The 23080-nt window shown below is 68.5% G+C and carries 20 protein-coding genes and 1 pseudogene; 10 read left to right on the top strand and 11 right to left on the bottom strand.

Annotated elements, in window-relative coordinates:
* The 6 genes from ACYP33_RS33615 to ACYP33_RS33590 all read left to right on the top strand — a co-directional run bounded on the left by ACYP33_RS33615 (nucleotide 1) and on the right by ACYP33_RS33590 (nucleotide 5970).
* The gene (locus ACYP33_RS33615) at nucleotides 1-753 is read left to right on the top strand and encodes a maleate cis-trans isomerase family protein (protein ID WP_459625486.1); all 753 of its coding nucleotides are present in this window, start codon (nucleotides 1-3) and stop codon (nucleotides 751-753) included.
* A 25-nt stretch (nucleotides 754-778) separates the two neighbouring features.
* Complete coding sequence (locus ACYP33_RS33610; protein ID WP_459625428.1) at nucleotides 779-1645, top strand: alpha/beta fold hydrolase; 867 nt, start codon at nucleotides 779-781, stop codon at nucleotides 1643-1645.
* Nucleotide 1646: 1 nt separating this feature from the next.
* The gene (locus ACYP33_RS33605) at nucleotides 1647-2681 is read left to right on the top strand and encodes a M29 family metallopeptidase (RefSeq protein WP_459625427.1); all 1035 of its coding nucleotides are present in this window, start codon (nucleotides 1647-1649) and stop codon (nucleotides 2679-2681) included.
* Nucleotides 2682-2717: 36 nt separating this feature from the next.
* The gene (locus tag ACYP33_RS33600; RefSeq protein ID WP_414441727.1) at nucleotides 2718-3350 is read left to right on the top strand and encodes an N-carbamoylsarcosine amidohydrolase; all 633 of its coding nucleotides are present in this window, start codon (nucleotides 2718-2720) and stop codon (nucleotides 3348-3350) included.
* A gap of 186 nt (nucleotides 3351-3536) precedes the next feature.
* Entirely contained in the window at nucleotides 3537-4691 is a 1155-nt protein-coding gene (locus tag ACYP33_RS33595; protein WP_459625426.1) for a branched-chain amino acid ABC transporter substrate-binding protein, read from the top strand.
* Between the two features lie 91 nt (nucleotides 4692-4782).
* Entirely contained in the window at nucleotides 4783-5970 is a 1188-nt protein-coding gene (locus ACYP33_RS33590) for a benzoate/H(+) symporter BenE family transporter (protein ID WP_459625425.1), read from the top strand.
* Nucleotides 5971-6029: 59 nt separating this feature from the next.
* Here ACYP33_RS33590 and ACYP33_RS33585 read toward each other — a convergent pair whose 3' ends face one another.
* From ACYP33_RS33585 to ACYP33_RS33560, 6 genes are all read right to left on the bottom strand, one after another.
* The gene (locus tag ACYP33_RS33585) at nucleotides 6030-6821 is read right to left on the bottom strand and encodes an IclR family transcriptional regulator (RefSeq protein WP_459625424.1); all 792 of its coding nucleotides are present in this window, start codon (nucleotides 6819-6821) and stop codon (nucleotides 6030-6032) included.
* Between the two features lie 74 nt (nucleotides 6822-6895).
* Nucleotides 6896-7516: a glutathione S-transferase family protein gene (locus ACYP33_RS33580; RefSeq protein ID WP_459625423.1), complete on the bottom strand. Its 621-nt coding sequence runs from the start codon at nucleotides 7514-7516 to the stop codon at nucleotides 6896-6898.
* Between the two features lie 48 nt (nucleotides 7517-7564).
* Nucleotides 7565-8386, bottom strand: a complete 822-nt coding sequence (locus ACYP33_RS33575; protein ID WP_459625422.1) for an SDR family NAD(P)-dependent oxidoreductase — start codon at nucleotides 8384-8386, stop codon at nucleotides 7565-7567.
* A 5-nt stretch (nucleotides 8387-8391) separates the two neighbouring features.
* Nucleotides 8392-10179, bottom strand: coding sequence for an FAD-dependent oxidoreductase (locus ACYP33_RS33570; protein WP_459625421.1), 1788 nt, complete (start codon nucleotides 10177-10179; stop codon nucleotides 8392-8394).
* Nucleotides 10180-10190: 11 nt separating this feature from the next.
* Entirely contained in the window at nucleotides 10191-10964 is a 774-nt protein-coding gene (locus ACYP33_RS33565; RefSeq protein ID WP_459625420.1) for an SDR family NAD(P)-dependent oxidoreductase, read from the bottom strand.
* Nucleotides 10965-11037: 73 nt separating this feature from the next.
* Nucleotides 11038-11784, bottom strand: a complete 747-nt coding sequence (locus ACYP33_RS33560; protein ID WP_459625419.1) for an SDR family NAD(P)-dependent oxidoreductase — start codon at nucleotides 11782-11784, stop codon at nucleotides 11038-11040.
* A 457-nt stretch (nucleotides 11785-12241) separates the two neighbouring features.
* Here ACYP33_RS33560 and ACYP33_RS33555 point away from each other — a divergent pair, with 457 nt between their 5' ends.
* From ACYP33_RS33555 to ACYP33_RS33545, 3 genes are all read left to right on the top strand, one after another.
* Nucleotides 12242-13564, top strand: coding sequence for an MFS transporter (locus ACYP33_RS33555; protein WP_459625418.1), 1323 nt, complete (start codon nucleotides 12242-12244; stop codon nucleotides 13562-13564).
* A gap of 213 nt (nucleotides 13565-13777) precedes the next feature.
* Nucleotides 13778-14965 (top strand): porin, encoded by a 1188-nt coding sequence (locus ACYP33_RS33550; RefSeq protein WP_459625417.1) that lies wholly within the window; start codon nucleotides 13778-13780, stop codon nucleotides 14963-14965.
* Nucleotides 14966-15350: 385 nt separating this feature from the next.
* Entirely contained in the window at nucleotides 15351-17780 is a 2430-nt protein-coding gene (locus ACYP33_RS33545; RefSeq protein ID WP_459625416.1) for a membrane-bound PQQ-dependent dehydrogenase, glucose/quinate/shikimate family, read from the top strand.
* Nucleotides 17781-17873: 93 nt separating this feature from the next.
* Here ACYP33_RS33545 and ACYP33_RS33540 read toward each other — a convergent pair whose 3' ends face one another.
* Both ACYP33_RS33540 and ACYP33_RS33535 read right to left on the bottom strand, forming a co-directional pair.
* The gene (locus tag ACYP33_RS33540) at nucleotides 17874-19127 is read right to left on the bottom strand and encodes a GGDEF domain-containing protein (RefSeq protein WP_459625415.1); all 1254 of its coding nucleotides are present in this window, start codon (nucleotides 19125-19127) and stop codon (nucleotides 17874-17876) included.
* Between the two features lie 206 nt (nucleotides 19128-19333).
* Complete coding sequence (locus tag ACYP33_RS33535; protein ID WP_459625414.1) at nucleotides 19334-19939, bottom strand: N-acetyltransferase family protein; 606 nt, start codon at nucleotides 19937-19939, stop codon at nucleotides 19334-19336.
* Between ACYP33_RS33535 and ACYP33_RS33530 the strand changes: the two genes are divergently transcribed.
* The gene (locus ACYP33_RS33530; RefSeq protein WP_459625413.1) at nucleotides 19917-20255 is read left to right on the top strand and encodes a hypothetical protein; all 339 of its coding nucleotides are present in this window, start codon (nucleotides 19917-19919) and stop codon (nucleotides 20253-20255) included. The two genes, ACYP33_RS33535 and ACYP33_RS33530, sit on opposite strands and share 23 nt — an antisense overlap.
* Nucleotides 20256-20281: 26 nt before the next feature.
* Here the strand turns inward: ACYP33_RS33530 and ACYP33_RS33525 are convergent, their stop codons facing one another.
* From ACYP33_RS33525 to ACYP33_RS33515, 3 genes and pseudogenes are all read right to left on the bottom strand, one after another.
* A complete protein-coding gene (locus tag ACYP33_RS33525; RefSeq protein ID WP_459625412.1) occupies nucleotides 20282-21262 on the bottom strand; it encodes a lysylphosphatidylglycerol synthase domain-containing protein in 981 nt (326 codons plus the stop codon).
* 37 nt (nucleotides 21263-21299) lie between these two features.
* The gene (gene hpnI / locus ACYP33_RS33520; protein WP_459625411.1) at nucleotides 21300-22547 is read right to left on the bottom strand and encodes a bacteriohopanetetrol glucosamine biosynthesis glycosyltransferase HpnI; all 1248 of its coding nucleotides are present in this window, start codon (nucleotides 22545-22547) and stop codon (nucleotides 21300-21302) included.
* A 79-nt stretch (nucleotides 22548-22626) separates the two neighbouring features.
* A pseudogene (locus tag ACYP33_RS33515) lies at nucleotides 22627-23080 on the bottom strand (hopanoid biosynthesis associated radical SAM protein HpnJ); the annotation flags it as partial.

Below are 23080 nucleotides of genomic sequence, written 5' to 3'. Positions count from 1 at the left end.
ATGACGAAGCCCTACCGGATCGGCCAGATCGTGCCGAGTTCGAACACCACGATGGAGACCGAGATTCCCGCGATGCTGACGGCGCGCGAGCGAATTCGCCCCGAACGCTTCACGTTCCATTCCAGCCGCATGCGCATGAAGCGCGTGGTCAAGGAGGAACTGGCCGCGATGGACGTGGAATCCGATCGCTGCGCGCTCGAACTGAGCGACGCGCGCGTGGACGTGCTCGGCTATGCCTGCCTGGTCGCGATCATGGCGATGGGGCACGGCTATCACCGCGTGTCGCAGGCGCGCCTGACGGCGCGCACGGCCGAGAACGACGCGCAGGCCCCGGTCATCACGAGCGCCGGCGCGCTGGTGGATGCGCTGGCCACGATCGGCGCGAAGAAGATCGTGGTGGTCGCGCCGTATCTCAAGCCGCTGACCGAACTGGTGGTGGACTACATCCGCGAGGAAGGCTACGAGGTGATCGACTACCGCGCGCTGGAGATTCCCGACAACCTCGACGTGGCGCGCCACGACCCGGAACGCCTGCCCGAGATCGTCAAGACGCTCCGTTATCAGGATGCCGATGCAATCGTGCTGTCGGCCTGCGTGCAGATGCCGTCGCTGCCGGTCGTCGCGAAGGTCGAGGCGATGACGGGCAAGCCCGTGATCACGGCGGCCGTGGCCACCACCTACGCGATGCTCAAGCAGCTTGGCCTCGAAGCCGTGGTGCCGGGCGCCGGTGCGCTGCTGTCCGGCGCTTATTGAACACGTACGGACTACGGAGCGTTCCATGCAGATTCCCACTACGCTGATCGGCGGCGGCCATGTGCACGCCAACGGCATTCGTCAGCATTACTTGCGATACGGCGGCGAGGCGCTGCGCGCCGCGCACGACCCGGTGGTGATCGTGCCGGGCATCACCAGCCCGGCCGCCACCTGGGATTTCGTTGGCGCGTGGTTCGGCCAGTGCTTCGACACCTATGTGCTCGACGTGCGCGGGCGTGGCCTGTCGTCGTCCGGCGACGCGCTCGACTACAGCCTCGACGCGCAGGCCGCCGACCTGGTGGCGTTCGCCGATGCCATTGGACTCGCGCGCTACAGCGTGGCCGGGCATTCGATGGGCGCGCGCATCGGCCTGCGTGCCGCGCGCGCCAAACCGGCCGGGCTGGCGCGGCTCGCGATGATCGATCCGCCCGTGTCCGGCCCGGGCCGCCGCGCCTATCCGGCGAAGCTGCCGTGGTACGTCGATTCGATGCGGCTCGCGCGCGCCGGCATGACGGGCGCGGCGATGCGCGAGTTCTGCCCGACCTGGACCGACGCGCAACTGCAATGCCGCGCCGAATGGCTGCACACCTGCGACGAGCGCGCCGTGCTGGCCAGCTTCGATGGCTTCCATACCGACGACGTGCACGCCGACATGCCGCAGGTGTCGATCCCGACGCTGCTGATCACGGCCGGGCGCGGCGACGTGGTGCGCGCCGAGGACGTGGACGAGATCGCCGCCGCGATGCCGCAACTGGTGCATCGCCGCGTGGCGAACGCCGGCCACATGATTCCCTGGGACGACGAAGCGGGCTTCTACGCTGCATTCGGCGCGTTTCTCGGCGCGGCGCTGCCGCCGCTCGATCCACTCGATCCGCTCAAGCAAGGGGAATGACATGCCGGTCAGCGATTACCAATTGATCGACGCGTGGAAAAAGGTGCTGCGCCTGTCGCGGCTCGAGCCGGGCCAGACCGTCACGATCCTGACCGGCGCGAGCACCCATCCGCAAACGCTGTCGGCCGCGCTGGTGGCGGTGCAGTTGATGGGCGCGATCGTCAACCGGCTCGACCTGCCGCCCGTCAACGGCGAGAAATCCCTGAGCCGCGACGCGCTGGCCTATCTCGGCACCACACCGCTCACCGGCAACCGCGCCGCGATCGCCGCGCTGAAGGCGAGCGACCTGGTGCTCGACCTGATGACGCTGCTGTTCTCGCCCGAACAGCTCGACATCCTGAAGTCCGGCACCAAGATCCTGCTGGCCGTGGAGCCGCCCGAGGTGCTGGTGCGGCTGCTGCCCACCGTGCAGGATCGCGAGCGCGTGCTGGCCGCGCAGGCGCGCATCGCCGGCGCACGGGTCATGCACGCCGCGTCGGCTGCCGGCACCGATCTGCATTGCCCCCTCGGCGAGTTCGAGCCGATCGCCGAATACGGCTTCGTGGATGCGCCGGGCCGCTGGGATCACTGGCCGAGCGGCTTCGCGCTGACGTTTCCGAACGAGCGCGGCGCGCACGGCCGGATCGTGATCGATCGCGGCGACATCCTCCTGCCGCAGAAGCGCTATGTGCAGGACCCGATCGAGCTGACCGTGGAAAACGGCTTCGCCACGCGCATCGAAGGCGGGGTGGACGCCGCGCTGCTGCGCGACTACATGGCCGCGTTCGACGATCCGGAGGCCTACGCGATTTCGCATATCGGCTGGGGGCTGCAAGCCCGCGCGCGCTGGTCCACGCTGGGCCTGTACGACCGCGAGGCCACCATCGGCATGGACGCGCGCGCCTACGAAGGCAATTTCCTGTTCTCGCTCGGGCCCAACAACGAGGCCGGCGGCGCGCGCACCACGGCGTGCCATATCGATGTGCCGCTGCGTCATTGCACGGTGTCGCTCGACGGCGAGCCCGTGGTGCGCGACGGCAAGACGCTCGACCGCTGACCCCGGGCCAACCTCTCAACGAACCGCATCCATCCCATGTCCAACGACCTCGACACCTATCGCCGCCAGGGCTTCGGCTCGACGCTCGAACCGGCCGCGCCGATCGCGCTGCTGCTGGTTGATTTCGTCAACGGCTTCGCCGATCCGGCGCGCTTCGGCGGCGGCAACATCCCGGCCGCGATCGACAACGCGGTGCCGCTGCTGGCCCACGCGCGTGCGCGCGGCTGGCCGGTGGCGCACTCGCGCATCGTGTATGCCGACGACGATTCGGATCACAACGTGTTTTCGATGAAGGTGCCCGGCATGGCCACGCTGAAGGAACACGACCATGCCAGTGCAATCGTCGATGCGCTTGCACCGCGCGAGGGCGAACTGGTGGTGCGCAAGACGGTGCCGTCGGCGTTCTTCGGCACCTCGCTGGCCGCGTGGCTCGCGCATCGCGGCGTGCGCACGCTGGTGGTGGGCGGCGCGGTGACCAGCGGCTGCGTGCGCGCCAGCGTGGTGGACGCCATGCAATACGGCTTTCGCCCGTTCGTGCTGGCCGATTGCGTGGGCGACCGCGCGCTCGGGCCGCACGAGGCGAACCTGTTCGACATGGGCCAGAAATACGCGAGCGTGATGTCGCGCGACGCGGCGCTCGCGCTGTTCGACGCGATGCCGGCAGGCTGATCGCGCGCCTCGAATTCGTGCAGAAAACTGGCATGGATCCTGCAATACCCCACATGCTCGACAACAAGAACAGACGGAAGGGGAGACACGCTGTCCGGTAGTGCGCGCCCGACCACGATGCGGTTTCGATCCGAAGCCGGCGCGTGTCGACGCTACGTCAAAATCATTCTGAAGAAAGGATTCGAGATGAGTTCCAGTGCGTTCAAGCTTCGCCCCCTCGCCGGTCTGCTCGGTGTGGTGTTGTCGGTGGCCGCCTTGCAGGTGCAGGCGCAAGACGTGATCGTCAAGGTCGGGGTGGCCGGGCCGATGACGGGCGGCAACGCCGCCTACGGCAAGGACATCGAGGCGGGTGTGAAGATGGCGGTGGCCGAGGCCAATGCGAAGCATCCTGTCATCAACGGCAATGCCGTGACGTTCCAGGTGGTGTCGGGCGACGACCAGGCCGACCCGCGCACCGGCGTGCAGGTCGCGCAGCAGCTGGTGGATGGCGGCGTGGCGTTCGTGGTGGGGCACTTCAACTCCGGCACCACGCTGCCGGCCTCGCAGGTGTACGCCAAGGCCGGCATTCCGATGCTGACGCCGGCCGCCACCAACCCGGCCATCGCGCAAGCCGGCTTGACCACCGTGTATCGCGTGATCGCCAACGACGCGCAGAACGCCGGCGCGGCCGGCACCTACGCGATGACCGTCACCAAGGCCAAGCGCATCGCCGTGCTGGACGACCGCACCGCGTTCGGCCAGGGCGAGGCCGAGGAGTTCGAGAAGGCCGTCAAGGCGGCGGGCGGCACGATCGTCGATCACCAGTTCACCAACGACAAGGCCGTCGATTTCAGCTCGCAACTCACGCACATCAAGAGCATGAACGCGGATCTGCTGTATTGCGGCGTGCTCGACGCGCAGGCCGCGATGATCGTCAAGCGCATGAAGCAGCTCGGCATGAAGACGCAGTTCGTGGGCGGCGGCGGCGTGATGGACGCCGATTTCATCAAGCTGGCCGGCCCGGCCGCCGATGGCGCGATGGCGTGGGAATACGGCCATCCGCTCGAATCGACCGCTTCGGGCAAGCGCTTCGCGGGCGATTTCAAGAAGGCCTACGGGCACGACATGCTGGCCTACGCGTCGTTCGCCTACGATGCGGCGAACCTCGTGATCGCGGCGATGGAGAAGGCCGGCTCGACCGATCCGAAAGTTTTCAACGCGGCGATCAAATCGAGTACCTTCGACGGCGCGACCGGCACCATCGCGTTCCAGCCCGACGGCGACCTGAAGAACGCCGCCTCCACGCTCTATCAGGTGGCGGGCACCGAGTGGAAGACGGTGGTGACCAAGGCCGGCAACTGACGCCGGCCGCCGGGGCGGGCCGGGGCAGCGCCCACGGCCCGGCCGGCTCGCCCGGCAATGCAGGTTTCCGAGCAAGGCATTCAAGGTTTTCATGACGTCGACAACGATCAAGACCCCGCAGCGCGACTGGCCGCTTTACCTCGTGCTCGCGTTCGTCAGCGTGAGCTTCTCGGCCACCGGCCCGGTGGCGATCATCATCGCGGCCGCGCGCCAGGGCGGCCTGACGCTGCATCAAACCTCGTCGTGGCTGTTCTCGGTGCTGGCCATCAACGCGCTGGCCAGCATGGTGGTGAGCTGGAAGACGCGCCAGCCGCTGCTGTTCCTCTGGACCATTCCCGGCGCGGTGCTGGCCGGGCCGGTGATTGCGCAATACGGGTTTTCGGCCGCGGTGGGCACCTATCTGGTGTGCTCGCTGGTGCTGGTGCTGCTCGGCGTGACGGGCGCGGTCAAGGTGCTCGACCGCTGGGTGCCGATGCCGATCGTGATGGCGATGATCGCCGCGCTGTTCCTGCGCTACGTGGTGGCGATCGTCGACGCAACCGGCAGCGCGCCCCATGTGAGCGTGGCGATGATCGCGGCGTTCTTCGCGCTGACCTGGATGGAGCGGCACGGCCGGCGCAGCGTGCCGCCCGTGATCGGCGCGGTGGTGGCCGGCGTGGCGATGCTGGCGCTGACGGGTTTTCGCTGGCCGCGCGGCATGAGCGGCGAGTGGCTGGCCACACCGATGCTGGTCGCGCCGGTGTTCAACCTGCACGCGATCTCGCAACTGCTGGTGCCGCTGCTGGTGACGGTGCTGTTCGTGCAGAACGCGCAGGGCATCGCCGTGATCCGCCATGCCGGGTATCCCGCCTCGTCGAAGCTCGTGACCGTGTGCAGCGGCGTGCTGACCGCGCTGACGGGTGTGTTCGGCGGCTGCCCGTCGGTGCTGGCGGGGCCGTCGAACGCGATCCTGGTGTCGGACGGCCGCACCGGGCGCCACTACATCGCCGCGCTGATGGCCGCCGTGGTGTTCCTCGCGATCGGCTGCTTCGCGACCGGCTACGTGTATCTGCTGACCAACCTGCCGGCCGCGTTCGTGGTGGTGCTGGCCGGCCTGGCGATGTTCGGCGTGCTGGAGAAGGCGTTCGTGTCGGCGTTCTCGTCGGCCTATCCGACCGGCGCGCTGGTGGTGTTCGTGGTGACCAGCGCGAACTTCAGCCTGCTCGGGATCGGCGCGCCGTTCTGGGGCGTGGTGGCGGGGTGCGTGGCCGGGCATGTGATCGACCGGCGGCGGGGCTGAGGCGAGGGCGAGGCGTGGGCATGGCGCCCCCGCTTCGGGTTCGCGCTTCGGGCTTCACTTCAAAAAATCGGCGCGCCGAGCCGCTGGCTCGCGCGCTTGCCGAACGCCTTCAACTGCTCGGCCAGCGGGCCGTCGCGCTTCGAATCGAAGCGGTTGTACGGCCCGATCGCCGTGACCACGGCCGCGATCTGGCTGTGCGCATCGAAGATCGGCACGGCGGTGGCGGCGATGCCGGGCACCATCAGGCCTTCGATCACCACGATGCCTTCCTCGCGCGCCGCGCGCAGTTCGGCCTGCAACGACGAGGCCGGATCGGCGAACTGTTCCTGCAGGCTTTTCGGCTCGTGGGCCAGCACCGGCGCGAGCACCGGCATCGGCAGGTGCGCCGCGTAGGTCAGGCCGGTGGCCGAGCGCAGCAGCGGCATGGTCGCGCCGGCGCGCGTGAGCACCGTGACTTCGCCCACCATCTCCAGCACCCGCACCACGGTCGGCCCGTGGTTGGCCCAGACCGCCACGAAACAGGTGATGCCGGTGGCGTCGCGCAGGTCGGGCAGCATGTCGGAGATATTGCCCACCACGTCGATCTGCGCGAGCGCGGCCAGGCCGATCGCCACGGCCGCCGGCCCGAGCGCGTAGCGGCCGGATTGCTTTTCCTGGGTGGCCAGGCCGCTGGCGATCATCGCCTGCAGGTAGCGGTGCGCCTTGGCGGGCGCCATCGCGGAGGCCTCGGCGATGTTGGTCAGCGAGGCGGACGGGCCGAGGCTGGCGAGCGCCTTGAGGATTTCGGCGCCCGTTTCGGCCGATTGCACGCGGTGTCGAGGGTTCTTGCGGGTGTCGTCGCTGGTGGCCATGGGCTCGTCGGGGTGAACGGGGGATCTGGAAAACCGCCAGTTTACCCCGAGCGAGGCGGCCGGTCGGGCACGTTTCAGGCGTCCGGGTGGCGCGTCGCGAGCATCGACGCGCGCTGCGCGAATTGCGCGTGCCACGCGGCCAGCGCCGGGCGCGTGCGCCAGTCCTGCTCGGGAAAGCGCAGGTCGAGGTAGCCGAGCGCGCAGGCGATGCTGATGGTGCCGATCTCCACGCGCGCGCCGAATTCAGGTGCCCACTGCTCGAAGCGGTCGAGCGCGGCCACCACCTTCTCGTGCTGGCCGTCGTCCCACGGCGCGTGACGGCCGCCGTCGGGCCGGATCACCTGTTCGTAGCGGCGCAGCAGCGCGGCGTTCAGCATGCCGTCGGCCAGCGCCTGCTCGCGCAGCGCGCGCCAGCGGGCGTCGCCGGTGGGGAACAGCTTGCCGTGCGGCGCATCGAGGTATTCGCAGATCACCCGGCTGTCGTACAGCGCCTCGTCGAGTGGCGTGCCGACCAGCGTCGGCACCTGGCCGAGCGGATTGTGCGCGGCCACCTCGGCGTTGCGCGAGACGGGGGACAACTGGCGCGACAGAGGCTCCAGCTCGATGCCGAGTTCGGCGGCGCACACGAGCACCTTGCGCACGAACGGCGACATCGGGGAGTAGTACACGCCGGGCGTGATGGATTGGGACGACATGGGATCTCCGGAAATGGGTTGGGCGCGGGCGCGATGCCGCGGTGGCGGTCAGGCGGCGGGCGGTTGCGCGTGCAACGACGTGTGCAGCGCGTAATCGTTGCCGTGCGCGTGGGTCAGGTAGCCGGCGGTCAGGCCGCCGTCCACGTCGAGCACCGTGCCGGTGATGTAGGACGCCGAATCGGACAGCAGGAACGCGATCGCCTCGGCCACTTCGCCGACCTGCGCGAACCGGCCGAGCGGCGTGCGATCGAGCATCACGTCCTCGCGAAACGCCTGCGGCACGCCGGCGGTCAGCATCGGCGTGTCCACGCCGTTCGGCGCGACCGCGTTGACGCGCACGCCGCGATGGCCCCATTCGGTGGCGAGGCTCTTGACGAGGCCGACCAGGCCCCACTTCGACGCCGCGTAGTTGGCGCGGCCGGGCTGGCCGCCGCGCGCGGTGATCGAGGCGAGGCAGACGATGCTGCCCCGGCCGCGCGGCAACATCGCGGCGGCGGCGTGGCGGCAGGTCAGGAACGTGCCGCGCAGGTTGATGTCGAGCACCAGGTCCCACTGCTCGGCGCTCATCCGTTCGGCCGGCGCGCTGCGCGCCACGCCGGCGCACGGCACGACGTCGGTGATCGCGCCGAATTCGGCTTCGACGCGGGCGACGAACGCGGCGATCTGCGCGTCGTCGCGCACGTCCACCACAGCGGGGAAGAACGGCACGGCCGGGCCGAGCCGCTCGTGCAGCGTGTCGAGGCCGGCCGGGTCGAGATCGGCGGCGGCGATGGCCACGCCGCGCGCGGCCAGCAGTTCGCACACGGCCGCGCCGATGCCGCTGGCGGCGCCGGTCACGAACGCGAGGCGTTGGGTGGGGTTGACGGTCACGATGGTCAGGCGTCCTTGAGAGCGGGGTTCGGGGTGGCGAGCGGCAGTTGCGCATCGCGCGCGGCCTGGGTGGCGTCGGTCAGGGGCAAGGCCGGGCCGCCATCGACGATGTCGCGCGCCGCGATATAGCCGAACGTCAGCGCCGGGCCGAGCGTGATGCCTGCCGCCGGATAGGTGCCGGCCATCACGGAGTTCATGTCGTTGCCCACCGCATACAGGCCCGGGATCGGCCGGCCGGCGCCGTCGAGCACGCGTGCGCGCGGGTCGGTGTCGAGGCCGGTGGCGCTGCCGATGTCGCCGGGCACGATCTGCACGGCGTAGAACGGGCCGGTGTCGATCGGGCCGAGGCACGGGTTCGGTTGGTGCGCCGGGTCGCCGAGGTAGCGGTCGTAGGCGGACTTGCCGCGGCCGAATTCGGCGTCCACGCCCGAGGCGGCGGCCTCGTTCATGCGCCGCGCGCTGTCGGCCAGCGCGGCGGCCGGCACGCCGATTTCGCGGGCCAGCGCGTCGAGCGTCGCGCCGCGTTTCAGATAGCCGCTGCGCAGGTAGCGGCCGACTTCGAGCGAGCGAGGCCGCACGCGGCCCAGGCCGTAGCGGCGCAGAAAGCGCGCGTCGCACACCAGCCAGGCCGGCACGCACGGCGTGCTGGCCTGGGCGCGATGTATCGAGGCCACGAAATCGTGATACGAGCTGGCCTCGTTGGCGAAGCGCCGGCCGGCCGCGTTGACGGCCAGGATGCCGGGCTTCTGGCGATCGGTGACGAGGTGCGGGAACTGCGCCTCGCGGCCGCGTTCGTCGCGGAATACCGAAACAGGCGCCCAGAACGCCGCGCCCGCGTTGCCGCTGGCCAGATGGCCGCCGAGCGGGGCGGCCAGCGCCGCGCCGTCGCCGGCATTGCCCTCGGGCGACATCGAGCGATGCAGGTCCGCATGCGGCACGAGTTGCGCGCGCAACGCCTTGTTCTGCGCGATGCCGCCGGTGGCCAGCACCACCGCGCGCCGCGCGCGGATGCGGCGCGCGGTGCCATCCAGTTCCACCGTCACGCCGCTCGCGCGGCCGGCCTCGGTTTCGATGCGTGTGACCTTGGCGCGGTTGCGCAGCACGATGCCGGCGTCATGCGCCGATTTCAGCAGCCGCGCGGCCAGCGCATTGCCGAGCACCAGCCGCGTGCCGCGCGACCAGCGCAACCGGTCGATCGCGTAGCGCGCGAGCAGCGGCACGGCGTGCGCCAGCGCCGCGCCGCTGCGATGCATGGCCAGCAGCGCGTCGATGTCCTTCTTGTTGACCATCATGCCGCCGAGCGCGAGGAAGCTCGCGAGCGGCCCGCGCAGCGCTTCGAACAGCGGGCCGAGCGTGCGGCCATCGAACGGCGCCGGGTCGATGGTGCGCCCGCCCGGCATCGCGCCGTCGAGTTCGGGCTGGTAGTCGGGCGACACGGCGCGCGCGACGAACTTCACTTCGGTATGCCGCTCCATGAAGCGGACCATCTCCGGGCCGTGGGCCAGGAACGCATCCATCATGTCCTCGCGCAGCGCGGGGCCGACCGTCTGGCGCAGGTAGCGGCGCGCGGCGTCGAGCGAATCGGTGTGGCCCACGCCGGCCATGTGGCCGTTGTCGGGAATCCACACGGCGCCGCCCGATACCGCGGTCGAGCCGCCATACAGTTCGGTTTTCTCCAGCACCAGCACCGAGAGCCCGGCTTGCCGGCACACCAGCGCCGTGCCGAGGCCGCCCGCGCCCGAGCCGATCACGACGACGTCGTAGTCGTCGCCGGTTTGAGAGGGGTTGCGCATGATGGTCTCCGTCATTGCATGCGGTAGCCGCCGTTCACGTCGACCGTGGTGCCTGTCTGATAGCCGGCCTCGGGGCTGACCAGATGCACCACCGCCGCCGCGACATCCTCGGGCAGGCCGAGCCGGTTCAGCGGGATCGCGGCGGCGGCCGCCGCATCCTTCTCGGGCGGCAGCGACAGGCGCAGCATCGGCGCGTCGATCATGCCCGGCGCGACCGCGTTGACGGTCACGCCCTGCGGCGCCAGTTCGCGCGCGAGCGCCTTGGTCAGGCCGAGCACGGCCGCCTTGCTGGCGATGTAGGCCGCGTTCGAGCGGTAGCCGCCCAGTTGCGCGGCCACCGACGACAGCGTCACCACGCGCCCGAAGCTCGGGCCGGCCGGCAGGCGGCGCGCGTATTCGCGGCACACCAGGAAGCAGCCGGTCTGGTTGATGTCGAGGTTGCGCTGCCAGTCGGCCAGCGAGGTTTCGATCACGAGCGGGCGGTCGCCGTCGGGCTTGAAATGCAGGATGCCGGCGCTGTGCACCAGGATTTCGGGGCGGCCGAGCTGGGCCGTGACGGCGTCGAACGCGGCCTGCACGTCGGCCTCGCTGGCGACGTTGAGCGCGAACGCGCCGTGGCCGCTGCCGGGCAGCGAATCGGCCACCTGGCGGGCGGCGTCGAACTGCAGGTCGGTAACCGCCACACGGTGTCCGGCAGCGGCCAGCGCCCGGCAGATCGCGACCCCGATGCCGCCGGCGCCGCCCGTGACGAGCGCGATACGTCGGGAGGACTGATGGTTTGTCATGCTGAAGATCCTTGCGGGTGGGGTGCCGGCCGGGCGCGGCGCGTCCGGCCGATAAGCGAGGGGGACGGTGGCGTCAGAGGCTGCCGCCGAGCGATTTGCCGCCGTCCACCATCAGCGTCTGCCCGATGATGAAATCGGTGCGCGGCGAGGCCAGGAAGGCCACCGCGTTGGCGATGTCGGCCGGCTGCGCGGCGCGGCCGGTGGGTTGCAGCGCGAGTTGGGCGGCGCGCCGCTCGGGCGTGAGCGCCTGTAGCATCGGCGTATCCACCAGCCCCGGCGCCACCGCGTTGACGACGATCCCGCGTTCCATCAATTCCATCGCCATCGCGCGCGTCAGGCCCACCACGGCGGCCTTGGCCGCCACGTAATGCGCGTGATTGCGCGCGCCGAGATAGGCGCGCGAGGCGATGTTGACGATCTTGCCTCCGGCCGGCAGCCGCTTGGCCGCGAGCTGGCTCAGCGAGAACAGCGCCACCACGTTCAGTTCGTAATGCCGACGAAAATCCTCGGCGCTCAATTCCATGAACGGGCGCTCGTCGAAGATGCCCGCGTTGTTGACCAGCGCATCGACGCGCGGCAGCGCATCGAGCAGCGCGCCGAGCGCGGCCGGGTCGCGCAGGTCCACCGCATGCGCCTCGGCCGAGCCGCCCGCCGCGCGCACCGAGGCGGCCACTTCCTCCACCGCCGCCTGGTTCAGGTCGAGCGCGACCACGTGAAAACCGTCGTCCGACAGACGCCGCACGATCGCGCGGCCGATTCCGCCGGCCGCGCCGGTGACGAGGGCAAACGGCTTTGCCGCTGCATGTTCTGTTGCCGCCATGGATATCCCGTTTTTGCGTAAAAGATTACGATAATCGTAAATTTTCTTGGCGGCGTGCAACAATGCTCGGAAACCCGGAGAGCGGCTGACGCGTCGCGTTCGAGGGTGGCGTAAGTCGTTTGAAATCAAGGAAAGCGGCAGGAAAACAAGGCGCTTTGCCCGATTTCGCCGTGTTGCACGGTTGCCGAACCCGAGCGTTCCTCGGGTTTTCGAGCATTGTTCAGGCGCGGAGGACGAATTTACGCTGTGCGTAATCAATTACGCAAAATGGAGTTCGACGCAGAGACCCACCCACGCTTCCCGGCGATCCGATCGCCCTCGCATCCGCATCCGCCCGCCACCGGCGCCCACTGCTGCAACGCGCCGGCGCGGGCGGACGAACACCAGGCGGCCGTCCAGAGCACGCTTGACAAGATTGGGGCGCACGTTTCATCTGGCGCCCGGTAAGGAGACATTCATGAATGCCGTAGACGAACGCGCCGTCCTCAGGAAGACGGCCACCAAGCTGATTCCCTTCCTGTTCCTGCTGTACATCGTCAGTTACATCGACCGCACCAACGTCGGGTTCGCCGCGCTGCAGATGAACCGCGATCTCGGCCTGACCCCGGCGATGTACGGCCTGGGCGCGGGCATCTTCTTCATCGGCATGCTGCCGTTCGAAGTGCCTAGCAATTTGTTGATGGTGAAGTTCGGCGCGCGCGTCTGGCTGGCGCGGATCATGGTGGTGTGGGGCTTCGTCACGCTGGCCACCTCGATGATCGCCGGGCCGAATTCGTTCTATGTGGTGCGCTTCCTGCTCGGGGTGAGCGAGGCGGGCTTCTTTCCCGGCGTGCTGTTCTTCCTGACGTTCTGGTTTCCGCGCGAATACCGCACGCAGATCATCGCGCGCTTCATGATCTCGCTGCCGGTGGCGGCGGCCATCGGCGGGCCGGTGTCGTCGCTGATCCTGCAGGCGTTCGACGGAATGGGCGGGATTCCGGGCTGGCGTTGGCTGTTCATCGTCGAGGGCATTCCGGCCATCGTGCTGGGCGTGGTGACGTACCGGGTTCTGCTGGAGCGTCCGTCGCAGGCGCGCTGGCTGACGGCCGAGCAACGCAACTGGCTGCAGGCGAAGATCGACCGCGAACAGGCCGAGGATCTGGCCGACGGCGACCCGCACAGCGCCGCGCACGTGCTCAAGGTGCTGCTCGACTGGCGCACGCTGGTGGTGACGTTCACGGGCGTGTGTTTCGTGATCGGCTTCTACGGCGCGGGCTTCTGGCTGCCGCAGATCATCAAGACGTTCCATGTGTCCACGCTGCAGGTGGGCCTGCTCAGTGCGCTGCCGAACCTGCTCGGCGCGGGGGCGATGCTGCTCTGGTCGCGCCGCTGCCGCAACCGCGCGCTGCGCCTGTCGGACGTGGCCCAGCCGCTCGTGCTGTCGTGCGTGGCGTTCGTGGTGGCGGCGTACAACCTGGACAACCCGGTGATCGCGATGTCGGCGTTCTGCGTGGCGATGATCGGCCTGTATGCCTGCATGCCGGCCTACTGGACGCTGCCGACCATGTTTTTCAGCGGCACCGCGGCGGCGGCCGTGCTGGCCTTCGTCAATGCCGTGTCGAACCTCGGCGGCTTCTTCGGCCCGACCATCATCGGCTGGCTCACGCAAACCAGCGGCAGCTTCCGCATCGCCATCGCCACGATGGGCGGGTTCGTGCTGATCGGCGCGATCGCGCTGGTGTTGCTGGTGCCCGCGTTCTCGCGGGTGCGTGCCGCGCCCGAGGCGCGTACGGCGTCTTGACGATGGCGCCGATGGCGTCCTGACGGGCGCTGTTCTGGCCCGCGTCGCGTGCGTGCCGCGCGACGCTGCCCGACCGAGGGCGCGCACTGGCTGGCCCGGCGCGCTCCCGACTTTCCCGATGTGAGCTTCGACGCACCTCGTTCAGCGAGGGGCGCGGGCTGTTTCGACTCGCGAAAAATCAAGTAGTACAACTATATGTTGGAGAACTTTTGCATGAAATCGGTCACGAAAATGGCGCTCGGCTGCGTCGCACTCGGTTCGCTCGCCCAGGGCGCGCACGCGCAAAGCTCGGTGACGCTGTACGGGATTCTCGATGAAGGCGTGATGTACCAGAACAACGTGGGCGGCCCGACGGGCGGCAGCCGCACGTTCCTCGATTCCACCAGCGGCATCAACGGCAGCCGCTGGGGCCTGACCGGCTCGGAGGATCTGGGCGACGGGATGCGCGCGATCTTCACGCTCGAATCGGGCATCAACCTGAACAGCGGCGCGTTCGCGCAGGGCGGCACCGCGTTCGGCCGGCAGATCTTCGTGGGCCTGAAGCACGAGCGCTTCGGCAGCGTCACGTTCGGCCGTCAGTACGACATGATGTTCTACTTCGGCCAGCCGCTGACCTCGGCCGGCGCGCAGGCCGGCTCCGCGCCGTTCCTGCACCCGGGCGACCTCGACAATACCGGCAACACGATCCGCGTGAACAACGCCGTGCGCTACATGAGCCCGGACTACGCCGGCTTCACGTTCGGCGGCGAATACGCGGTGGGCGGCGTGGCCGGCAACGGCACGGCCAACAGCGGCTATTCGCTCGGCTTCGCGTACAACAACGGCCCGCTGATGCTCGGCGGCGCGTTCGAATACTTCAAGAACCCGACCTCCGCCACGGCCGGCTCGGGCCTGTTTACCGACAACGCGAACGGCGCGACGGTGCTGTCGAACGCGCTGAACAAGGGCTATGCGAGCGCCAGCGCCTACCAGACGGCGATCGTCGGCGGCGGCTACACGGTCGGGCCGCTCGTGCTGACCACCTCGTATTCGAACACGCAATACGGCGGCCTCGGCAGCGGCTTCGCCGATCGCAGCGCGCGTTTCGACAACGTGGATTTCGCGGCCAAGTACAGGGTCAATCCGGTGCTGTTCCTCAGTGCTGCGTACGATTATCTGAGCGGGCACGGCGTGGCGTTGACCAACGGCCGCTCGGTGGGAGGCCAGCACTTTCACCAGGTGAGCCTGATGGCCGATTACCTGCTGTCGAAGCGCACCGACGTGTATGTGGAGGGTGCATGGCAGCGCGCCTCGGGCACCGCGTCGACGGGCGGCGCGGCGGTGGCCGACATCGCGAACCTCGGCGATTCGTCGAACAATCACCAGATCATGTTGCGGGCGGCGTTGCGGCACAAGTTCTGATCGGAGCTGGGCCGTACGATCGGGGTTCGGCGCCGTGTGCGGTGCCGGACCCCTTGTTTCATGGGTCCGAAGCACGGAATTTTTTAACTGTTTCGTGAATTTTGCACACGAAAACGCAGGCCTCGACTATAATCGCCGCCGTGCGACAGTAAAACAACTGTTCGCATCAAGAACATATGACGAGACACCGAGCGCCGGGTAGGCGCGTGCTTTCGTCGTGTGTCTCGGGCCGCGTGCGAATGCCATGCGGCTCGTCCTGCCGCACCGGCCGAGGCCGCGCCATCGCGCGACGCACCCCCGCCGGCTTGCCGCCCCCTCCGCTCGACCGTTCTCTCGGGATCTTGCTCCCGGTATGTACATTCTGGTCTCCTAACGAGAATGAGCGATGTCGAATCCATCTTCCTCTGAAACACCGTCCCCGGCCGTTCGTATCGGATTCCCGATCATCGGCGTGGTGGGCGTGCTGCTCGGCCTGGTCTTCGTGATCGGCGGCGCGATGCTGATCGCGCGCGGCGGCTCCTGGTATTACCTGCTGATGGGCCTCGCGGTGTGCGCCTCCGGCGTGCAGTTCGTGCGCCGCCGCGCGGGCGCCGTGACGATCTTCGTGATCGCGCTGATCGCCACCGCCCTTTGGGCCGTGTGGGAAGCAGGCCTCGATTTCTGGGCACTGAACGCCCGGATCTTCATGTTCTCGATGATCGCGATGCTGATCGTGCCGCTGTACCCGGTGCTGCGCCGCCTCGAAGGCAAGGGCGCGGCGAAGGGCGGCGCGTGGGCGCTTGCGTTGGTGCTGCTGCTCTGCAACGCCGGCTTCGTGTACGGCATGTTCATTCCGCACGGCACGTTCGGCGCGGAATCCGGCGCGGCGCTGGCCGACAGCGCGGCAGGCAAGGGCGACTGGACGGCCTATGGCCACGGCGATGGCGGCGACCGCTTCTCGGGCTTCGGCCAGATCAACCGCGAGACCGTCAAGAACCTGCAGGTGGCGTGGACCTACCACACCGGCGACGTGCCGCAGAGCCCGACCGGCGGCGGTTCGGAAGATCAGGAAACGCCGCTGCAAGTGGGCAGGACGTTGTTCCTGTGCTCGCCGCACAACACGGTGATCTCGATCGACGCGGCCACCGGCCATGAAAACTGGCGCCATGCGTTCCCGACCAAGACGACGGTGTGGGTGCGCTGCCGCGGCCTGGCGTATTTCGACAGCAGCAAGCCGCTCGTGCAGCCCACGGCGAAGGGTTCGTCGCCCGTCACGCCGATTGCCGCGCCGGGCGAGCAGGCGCTGTGCCGCCGCCGTATCTTCATGAACACCATCGACGCGACGCTGGTGGCGCTCGACGCCGACACCGGCAAGCTGTGCCCGGACTTCGGCCAGGGCGGCAAGGTGGATCTCAAGACGGGCCTCGGCTCGGCCAAGAGCCCGCTGTACCAGATGACCTCGGCCCCGACGCTGGCCGGCACCACCGTGGTGGTGGGCGGCCGGGTGGCCGACAACGTCACGCTCGACATGCCGGGTGGCGTGATTCGCGGCTTCGACGTGATCACCGGCAAGATGAAGTGGGCGTTCGATCCCGGCAATCCTCAGGATCACGAAGCGCCCGTCGACGGCAAGACGTTCGTGCGCTCGACGCCGAACGTGTGGGCGCCGATGTCGTACGACGCCAGCTCGAACACCGTCTACATGCCGGTGGGCGGCGCGGCGATCGACCTGTGGGGTGTGAAGCGCACGCGCCTGGACGAAGGCTACGGCGCCTCGATCCTCGCCGTCGACGCCACCACCGGCGCCGAGAAGTGGCACTTCCAGACGGTCCACCACGACCTGTGGGACTACGACGTGCCGATGCAGCCGACGCTGATCGACTTCCCGGTGGCGGACGGCAAGACGGTGCCCGCGCTGATCATCGGCACCAAGATGGGCCAGTTGTTCGTGCTCGACCGCCTGACCGGCAAGCCGTTGACGAAGGTCGTCGAGCATCCGGTCAAGGCGGCCAGCGTGCCCTACGAGCATTACTCGCTCACCCAGCCGTTGTCGGTGGGCATGCCGCAGATCGGCGCCGAGGTGCTGAACGGCAAGGACATGTGGGGCATGACGCCGATCGACCAGATGATGTGCCGCGTGATTTTCCACGGCATGCGCTACGACGGCCTGTTCACGTCGCCGAGCACCGATACCTCGCTGAGCTTCCCCGGCTCACTGGGCGGCATGAACTGGGGCGGCCTCTCGTACGACCCGAACGCCGGCATGATCTACGCGAACGACATGCGTCTGGGCCTGTGGGTGCGCTTCGTCAAGGCAGAAAACCGGGGCGGCACGTCCGACGGCAACGAATCGGTCAATGCGGGCATGGGCGCGGTGCCGCTCGGCGGCACGCCGTACTCGGTGGTGAAGGATCGCTTCTTCTCGCCGCTCGGCATCCCGTGCCAGAAGCCGCCGTTCGGCTCGATGACGGCGATCGACCTGAAGACCCGCAAGATCGCCTGGCAGGTGCCGCTCGGCACCGTGCAGGACACGCGCCTGGCCGGCATCCAGATGCACATGTCAGCCCCGATCGGCATGCCGACCATCGGCGGCTCGCTGGCTACCGGCGGTGGCCTGGTGTTCTTCGCCGCCACGCAGGACTACTACCTGCGCGCGTTCGACAGCTCCACCGGCCGCGAAGTGTGGAAGGCCCGCCTGCCGGTCGGCAGCCAGGGTACGCCGATCAGCTATGTGGTGAACGGCAAGCAGTACATCGTGATTTCGGCCGGCGGCGCGCGCCAGTCGCCCGATCGCGGCGACGACGTGATCGCCTACGCGTTGCCGGATGCGAAGTAATCCGAAGCAAGTAGCGAGGGCCGCGAGGTAGCGGTCATGCGGACGAACAGGCCGGGGAGTGATATCCGGCCTGTTTTTTATGCGTGCGCGGGTTCAGACGTTCGCTTTCGAGGCGAGTGCATCGGCGAACGCGCCGCTTGCGACCTGCACCCGGTTGCGCCCGGCGCGCTTGGCGGCGTACAGCGCCGTATCGGCCGCGCCGATCAAGGCATCCGGCGTGGTCAGCCCCGCGCGCTCGGCGACGCCGATGCTGATCGTGACGTTGGCGTGCTGGCCCTGCGCGATGAAGTGCAGGCCCTGCACGGCTTCGCGCAGCCGTTCGGCGGTGCGCTCGGCTTCGGCGAGGGCCGCATTCGGCAGCAGGATCGCGAACTCCTCGCCGCCGAAGCGCGCCAGCAGGTCGCCGCGCCGCAATTGCGCGGTCAGGCACTGCGCGACATGGCACAGGCAGGTATCGCCGGCCAGGTGGCCGTGGCGGTCGTTGAAGGCCTTGAAGCGGTCGATGTCGACCAGCAGCAGGGCGCCGGCCGAGCCGCGCATTGCGACGAGCTCGGCCAGCGCCTCGTCGAGCCGCCGCCGGTTGGCGATGCCGGTCAGCGAGTCGGTATAGGACAGGCCGGTCAGCGCGGCGTTGCTTGCCGCGAGGCTTTCGTTGCGCAGCCGATCGAGCAGCCGATGCAGGTAGATGCGGCGCGAGACGCGCTCGAACGCGTGGCCGCCGACCAGCGCCGGCAGCAGCAGCGTGCACATGAAGCCGATCAGGAAAGTGGCGTCGTCGGGGGTCAGCGCCGGACTATGAAACAGGCACAGCGCGAACACCGCGAGATTGGTCGCGAAGAACGCCGCGGCTTGATGAAAGCGCAGCCGCACGAACACCAGCACGAAGCTCGACGGCGGAATGGCCAGCAGGTAATCGCGCAGCGTGGCCGGTTCCGGCTTGGTGGCCACCACCAGGATCGCCGCCACGCTGCACACCAGGCAGCAGGCCAGCAGCGCCACCTCGCGCAGCATCGCCGGGGCGGACTCGCTCAAGCCCAATCGGATGATGACGAGCACCAGGGTGCTGGAGCCGACCAGTTGCACCGCGACGTCCGGCCAGTCGGGATGGCGGATCACGATCAGGTTCAGCAGCACGCCGAGCACGAAATAGCCGGCGATGCCCCACAGCGCGATGAAGCGCAATTCCCTGAGCCGCTCGGTGGCAATGTCTTGCCAGTAGCGCGCTTCGAGGGCGTCGGGAAAGCTCAGACGAAAGCCCGAACGCTTCAGCTCGCCCTCGGCCAGTGCCCCCAGGCGCGGCGCCGTTTCCCCGGGCGCCGTGCGGGCCTGCTTCAGTCCATTCACCATCGTGTGCGTGGGCGCCGAATAGCGGAGCGGCGCCGAGGACGGCTGCGGGTGGCGGCACGTTCACGTCGGCGTTTTGCGCTCCTGTTCTTGAATATCGAGACAGGATACCTGAGGACTTGCGCCAGTTCGTGAATCGTTTGCCATGCGATGGCGCGGCGGGTGCGATGCAGCCGATGCACCCAATAGCCGCCGTGCCCGGCCGCCCGTTACGCCCCGCTGCGCACCATCACCAGATCGCGCTGCACGTCGTCGCCGCATTGAAACTTGGTTTCACCGACTTCGGCGAAACCATTGCGCGTGTAGAAGCGGATCGCCTTGGCGTTCTCCTCGCTGACCGTGAGCCGGATCGGGCCGGACACGGCGGCCAGCGTGGCGGACATCAATTGCTGCGCGAGGCCGGTGCCGTGGTGGGCAGCCAGCACGTAGCAGCGGCTCAACTCCGGAATATCGTCGGCGGCCGGCACGCCCAGGTGGGCAGGACTGCGATTGATCACGCTGAAGCCGACGACGGCGCCGGCGTCGTCCACCACGCGCACCTCGTATTGGTCGCTTGCCATCACGGCTTCGAAGCGCGCCGCCGTGAAGTTGTCATCGATGTAGGCCACGATCACCTCTCGTGGCGTGTCCGGCGGACAGGCGAGGGCGAAGGTTTGCCGGGCCACGGCGCCGATGGCTTCGGCGTCGGCGGGAATAGCGTGACGGATCTGCATGGGAATCGGGTCTTGTCTGCGGAAAGGCAATGACCCAATGGTAAAGCAAAGGCGGGAGTTACCGAGGGAGTCCTGAACGATGCGTGATGCCTGGCGTGCCAATGCGATGCTCGCGGCGGTGGCGGCGATGTCGGCGCAACTGGTCGTCCTGCTGCTGATCGGCGTGTTTCATCTGCCCGATCGTGCGTTTACGACGGACGGGTTTCATTGCGCGGCGCTGGTTTATATCGGCGCGGCGATGTGGCTCGTGCATCGTCTTGCGGCGCAGGCGTTTCGTGCCGCGCTGGCGTCGGGGCATGCATGCGCGACGTCACGGGCCGAGCGGCGCGTGCGGGTGGCGGCGCATTGCCCGCGCCGTCTGCTGGTGCTCGTGCACCTGATGCTGCATCGCTATCGTCTGGACTGCAGATCGTTGTAACGCAGCCAGGCTGCTTGCGCCTGCTGTTACGCGCCGCGCCGGCCGCGTGCCTTCCACTCCACCCATTGCCACGCGGCCAGCCCCGGCAGATAGAACAGCAGGTCGCGCAGGCGGCGCGCGCCGGCCAGCGCGAGACACACCGAAGGCTCCAGCCCGAACCACCCGCCGATCACTACGAAGCCGCCTTCCTGCACGCCGATGCCGGCCGGCACGAGAAACGCCATGCTGCTGAGGAACTGGATCAGCGCCTCGATCGCCATCGCATCGGCAAAGCCGGCCGACGCGCCGAGCGCCTTGAGCGCGATCCAGATTTCGAGCGAGAAGCCCGCGAATTGCAGCGTCTGCCAGATCAGCAGATAGCGCAGCACCACGCCGGTGTCGCGCCAGATCAGCATGACGGACAGGTCGATCCGCGCGCTCGCGCCGAGCTTGTCGACGAAGCCGCCGGCCGTGACGCGGTTGAGCAGGCCGGCGATGCGCCGGAACGGCCGCGCGTGCTGGAGCGCTGCGAACAGCACCAGCACCGGCAACGCGAAGGCCAGCCCGAGCGCGAGCTGGCCGATGCCGCGCCCCGCGTTCGAACCGGTGCCCATCAACAGATAGGCGCAGGCCAGCAATGCGAACACGAGCTGGCTGATCAGCGTCAGTTGCATGTCGGCCACGAGGCTGGCGATGGCGGCCGACGGCTGCACGCCGATTCGCCGCAGGAACCGGAACGAGACGATTTCGCCGCCGATCCGCGCCACCGGCAACAGGCCGTTGACCGATTCGCGCAACCAGACGAGTTCGAGCATGGCCGCGAAGCGGGGCCGCCTGCCGCGCCGGAACAGCAGCCGCCAGTCGGCCGCGTTGGCCATCATCGGCAGGATGTGCACGGCGGCGGCCAGCAGCAGCCCGGCGCCCGCGTCGCGCAGCAGCGCGAGAATCGCTTCGGGATGCTCACGGCCCACCAGCCAGACGGCGAGCGCGAGGCCGAGCGCGGCGGTCAGCACGCCGAGCCACTTCATGTTGCGGACTCCCGATCGTTCGGCAACGGCGCTGCGCTCATTTGTCGAGGCGCGGCGAGAGCCGGCCGCCCGGATCGACCCGGAAGCGCCGGCCGCGCCACACCACGTCGGACAGGCCGAAGCTCGTCACGAACACGCCGAATTGCAGCAGATCGAACAGCGGCAGGCAGAACCAGTCGGCGAACGATTGGCGCAGTGCACGATCCATGCGCAGCTTGAGCAGCAGACGCGACAGCAGGGCCGCGGCGGCCAGCGCCCAGGCGCTGCCGTTACCGCCGGAAGCGAGCACGGCGATCAGCGCGAACGGCAGCGGGTGCATCAGCGCCGAACCGAGATGGCCGAGCGGGTCGGCCGCGCGGATCGTCTGGCTCCAGCGCGATTCGTGGGCGAGGTACACGCCCGCCGTGGTTTCGGTGCAGGCGTGATCGACCAGCCTGGGCGGCACCGCCACCGTCAGTCCGATTTCGCGCACCGCCTCGCCGATCGCGTGATCCTCGGCCAGATGATGCGCGAAGCGATGCAGGCCGCCGATCGTCGACAGCGTCGCGCGCCGCAGCGCGATGGTCTGGCCGAAGCAGGGCCGCGCGAGCCGCGAGGCCAGGCCTGTCGCCACGCCGGGGAAGAACAGGTAGTTGGTGGACGCCGCCGAGGCGCGCGGCCAGAAGCCCGGCGCGGCCATGCCGCGATACGCGCTTGTCACGAGGCCGACATCGGGGGCCTGTAGCGCACCGACGATGGTGCGCAGATAGTCGCGCTCGACGCGCACGTCGCTGTCGGCGAAGCAGAGCAGGTCGTGCTCGGCCTGTTCGAGCATGTTGATGAGATTGGACACCTTGCGGTTCGGTCCATGCAGCCGCGCGTCGGCCACCGTGCTCACGTGGGCGTCGGGATAGCGCGCGCGCACCGTGGCCACGGCCTGCAGCGCGATGTCGTCGGCGTCGTGCACGCCGAACACGTATTGAATCGGGCCGGGGTAGTCCTGATCGAAGAAGCTGGCCAGATGCTCGGCGAGTTGCCACTCGTCGCCGTGCAGCGGCTTCATCAATGTCACTGGGGGATAGTGGTCGGCGTCAGCCAGCGGGCGCGCGAAGAAGCGGCCGATCAGGTGCGCGGCGATCAGCGTGTAAGCGATGCCGAGCATGGCGCAGACAGCGGCGATGCCGTACACCAGATAACCGGCCTCCAGCGCATAGGGGCGGTGCGAGGCGAGGATCGCGGCCAGCGCGATGGCCGCGCCCACGGCGAGAAACGACAGCGGTCGAAGCACGATCGCACGAACATTCATGGCGTCAAGGCACGTTGCGGGTTGGACGAAGAGGTAAAGGGTTCGGCGCGCCGGTGCAGGGCATGCGGCGCGTGCCCGCTCAAGCCTCGTGCGCGCGCAAAAACCGGAAGAACTCGACGCCTTCGCGCAGGCGGCGCTTCAGCATAGTCCAGCTTGTTGACATTTCCAGGACGATCTCCCAGATCTTCGACGGCCGGAAATAAAACGCCCGGTAGAAGTGTTCGAGCTCGTGATAGATGTCGTCCTTCGACAAGTGCGGATAGCCGATCGCGGCCAGCTGCACGCCGGCCTTGCTGACCAGGTTGATGGTCTTGTTCTCTTCCATCCAGCCGTTTTCGATGGCCTGCTCATAAAGCTTCGTGCCCGGATAGGGCGCGGCCAGCGACACCTGAATGGTGTGCGGGTTGATTTCCTTGGCGTATTCGATCGTCTTCTTGATCGTGTCCTTGGTTTCTCCCGGCAGGCCCAGAATGAACGTGCCGTGAATCTTGATGCCGAGCTTCTTGCAATCCTCGTTGAAGCGGCGCGCGATG

Source organism: Burkholderia sp. 3C (assembly GCF_054589155.1).
Note: the sequence above shows the minus strand (reverse complement) of the source record. Positions and strands in the feature narration are given on the sequence as shown.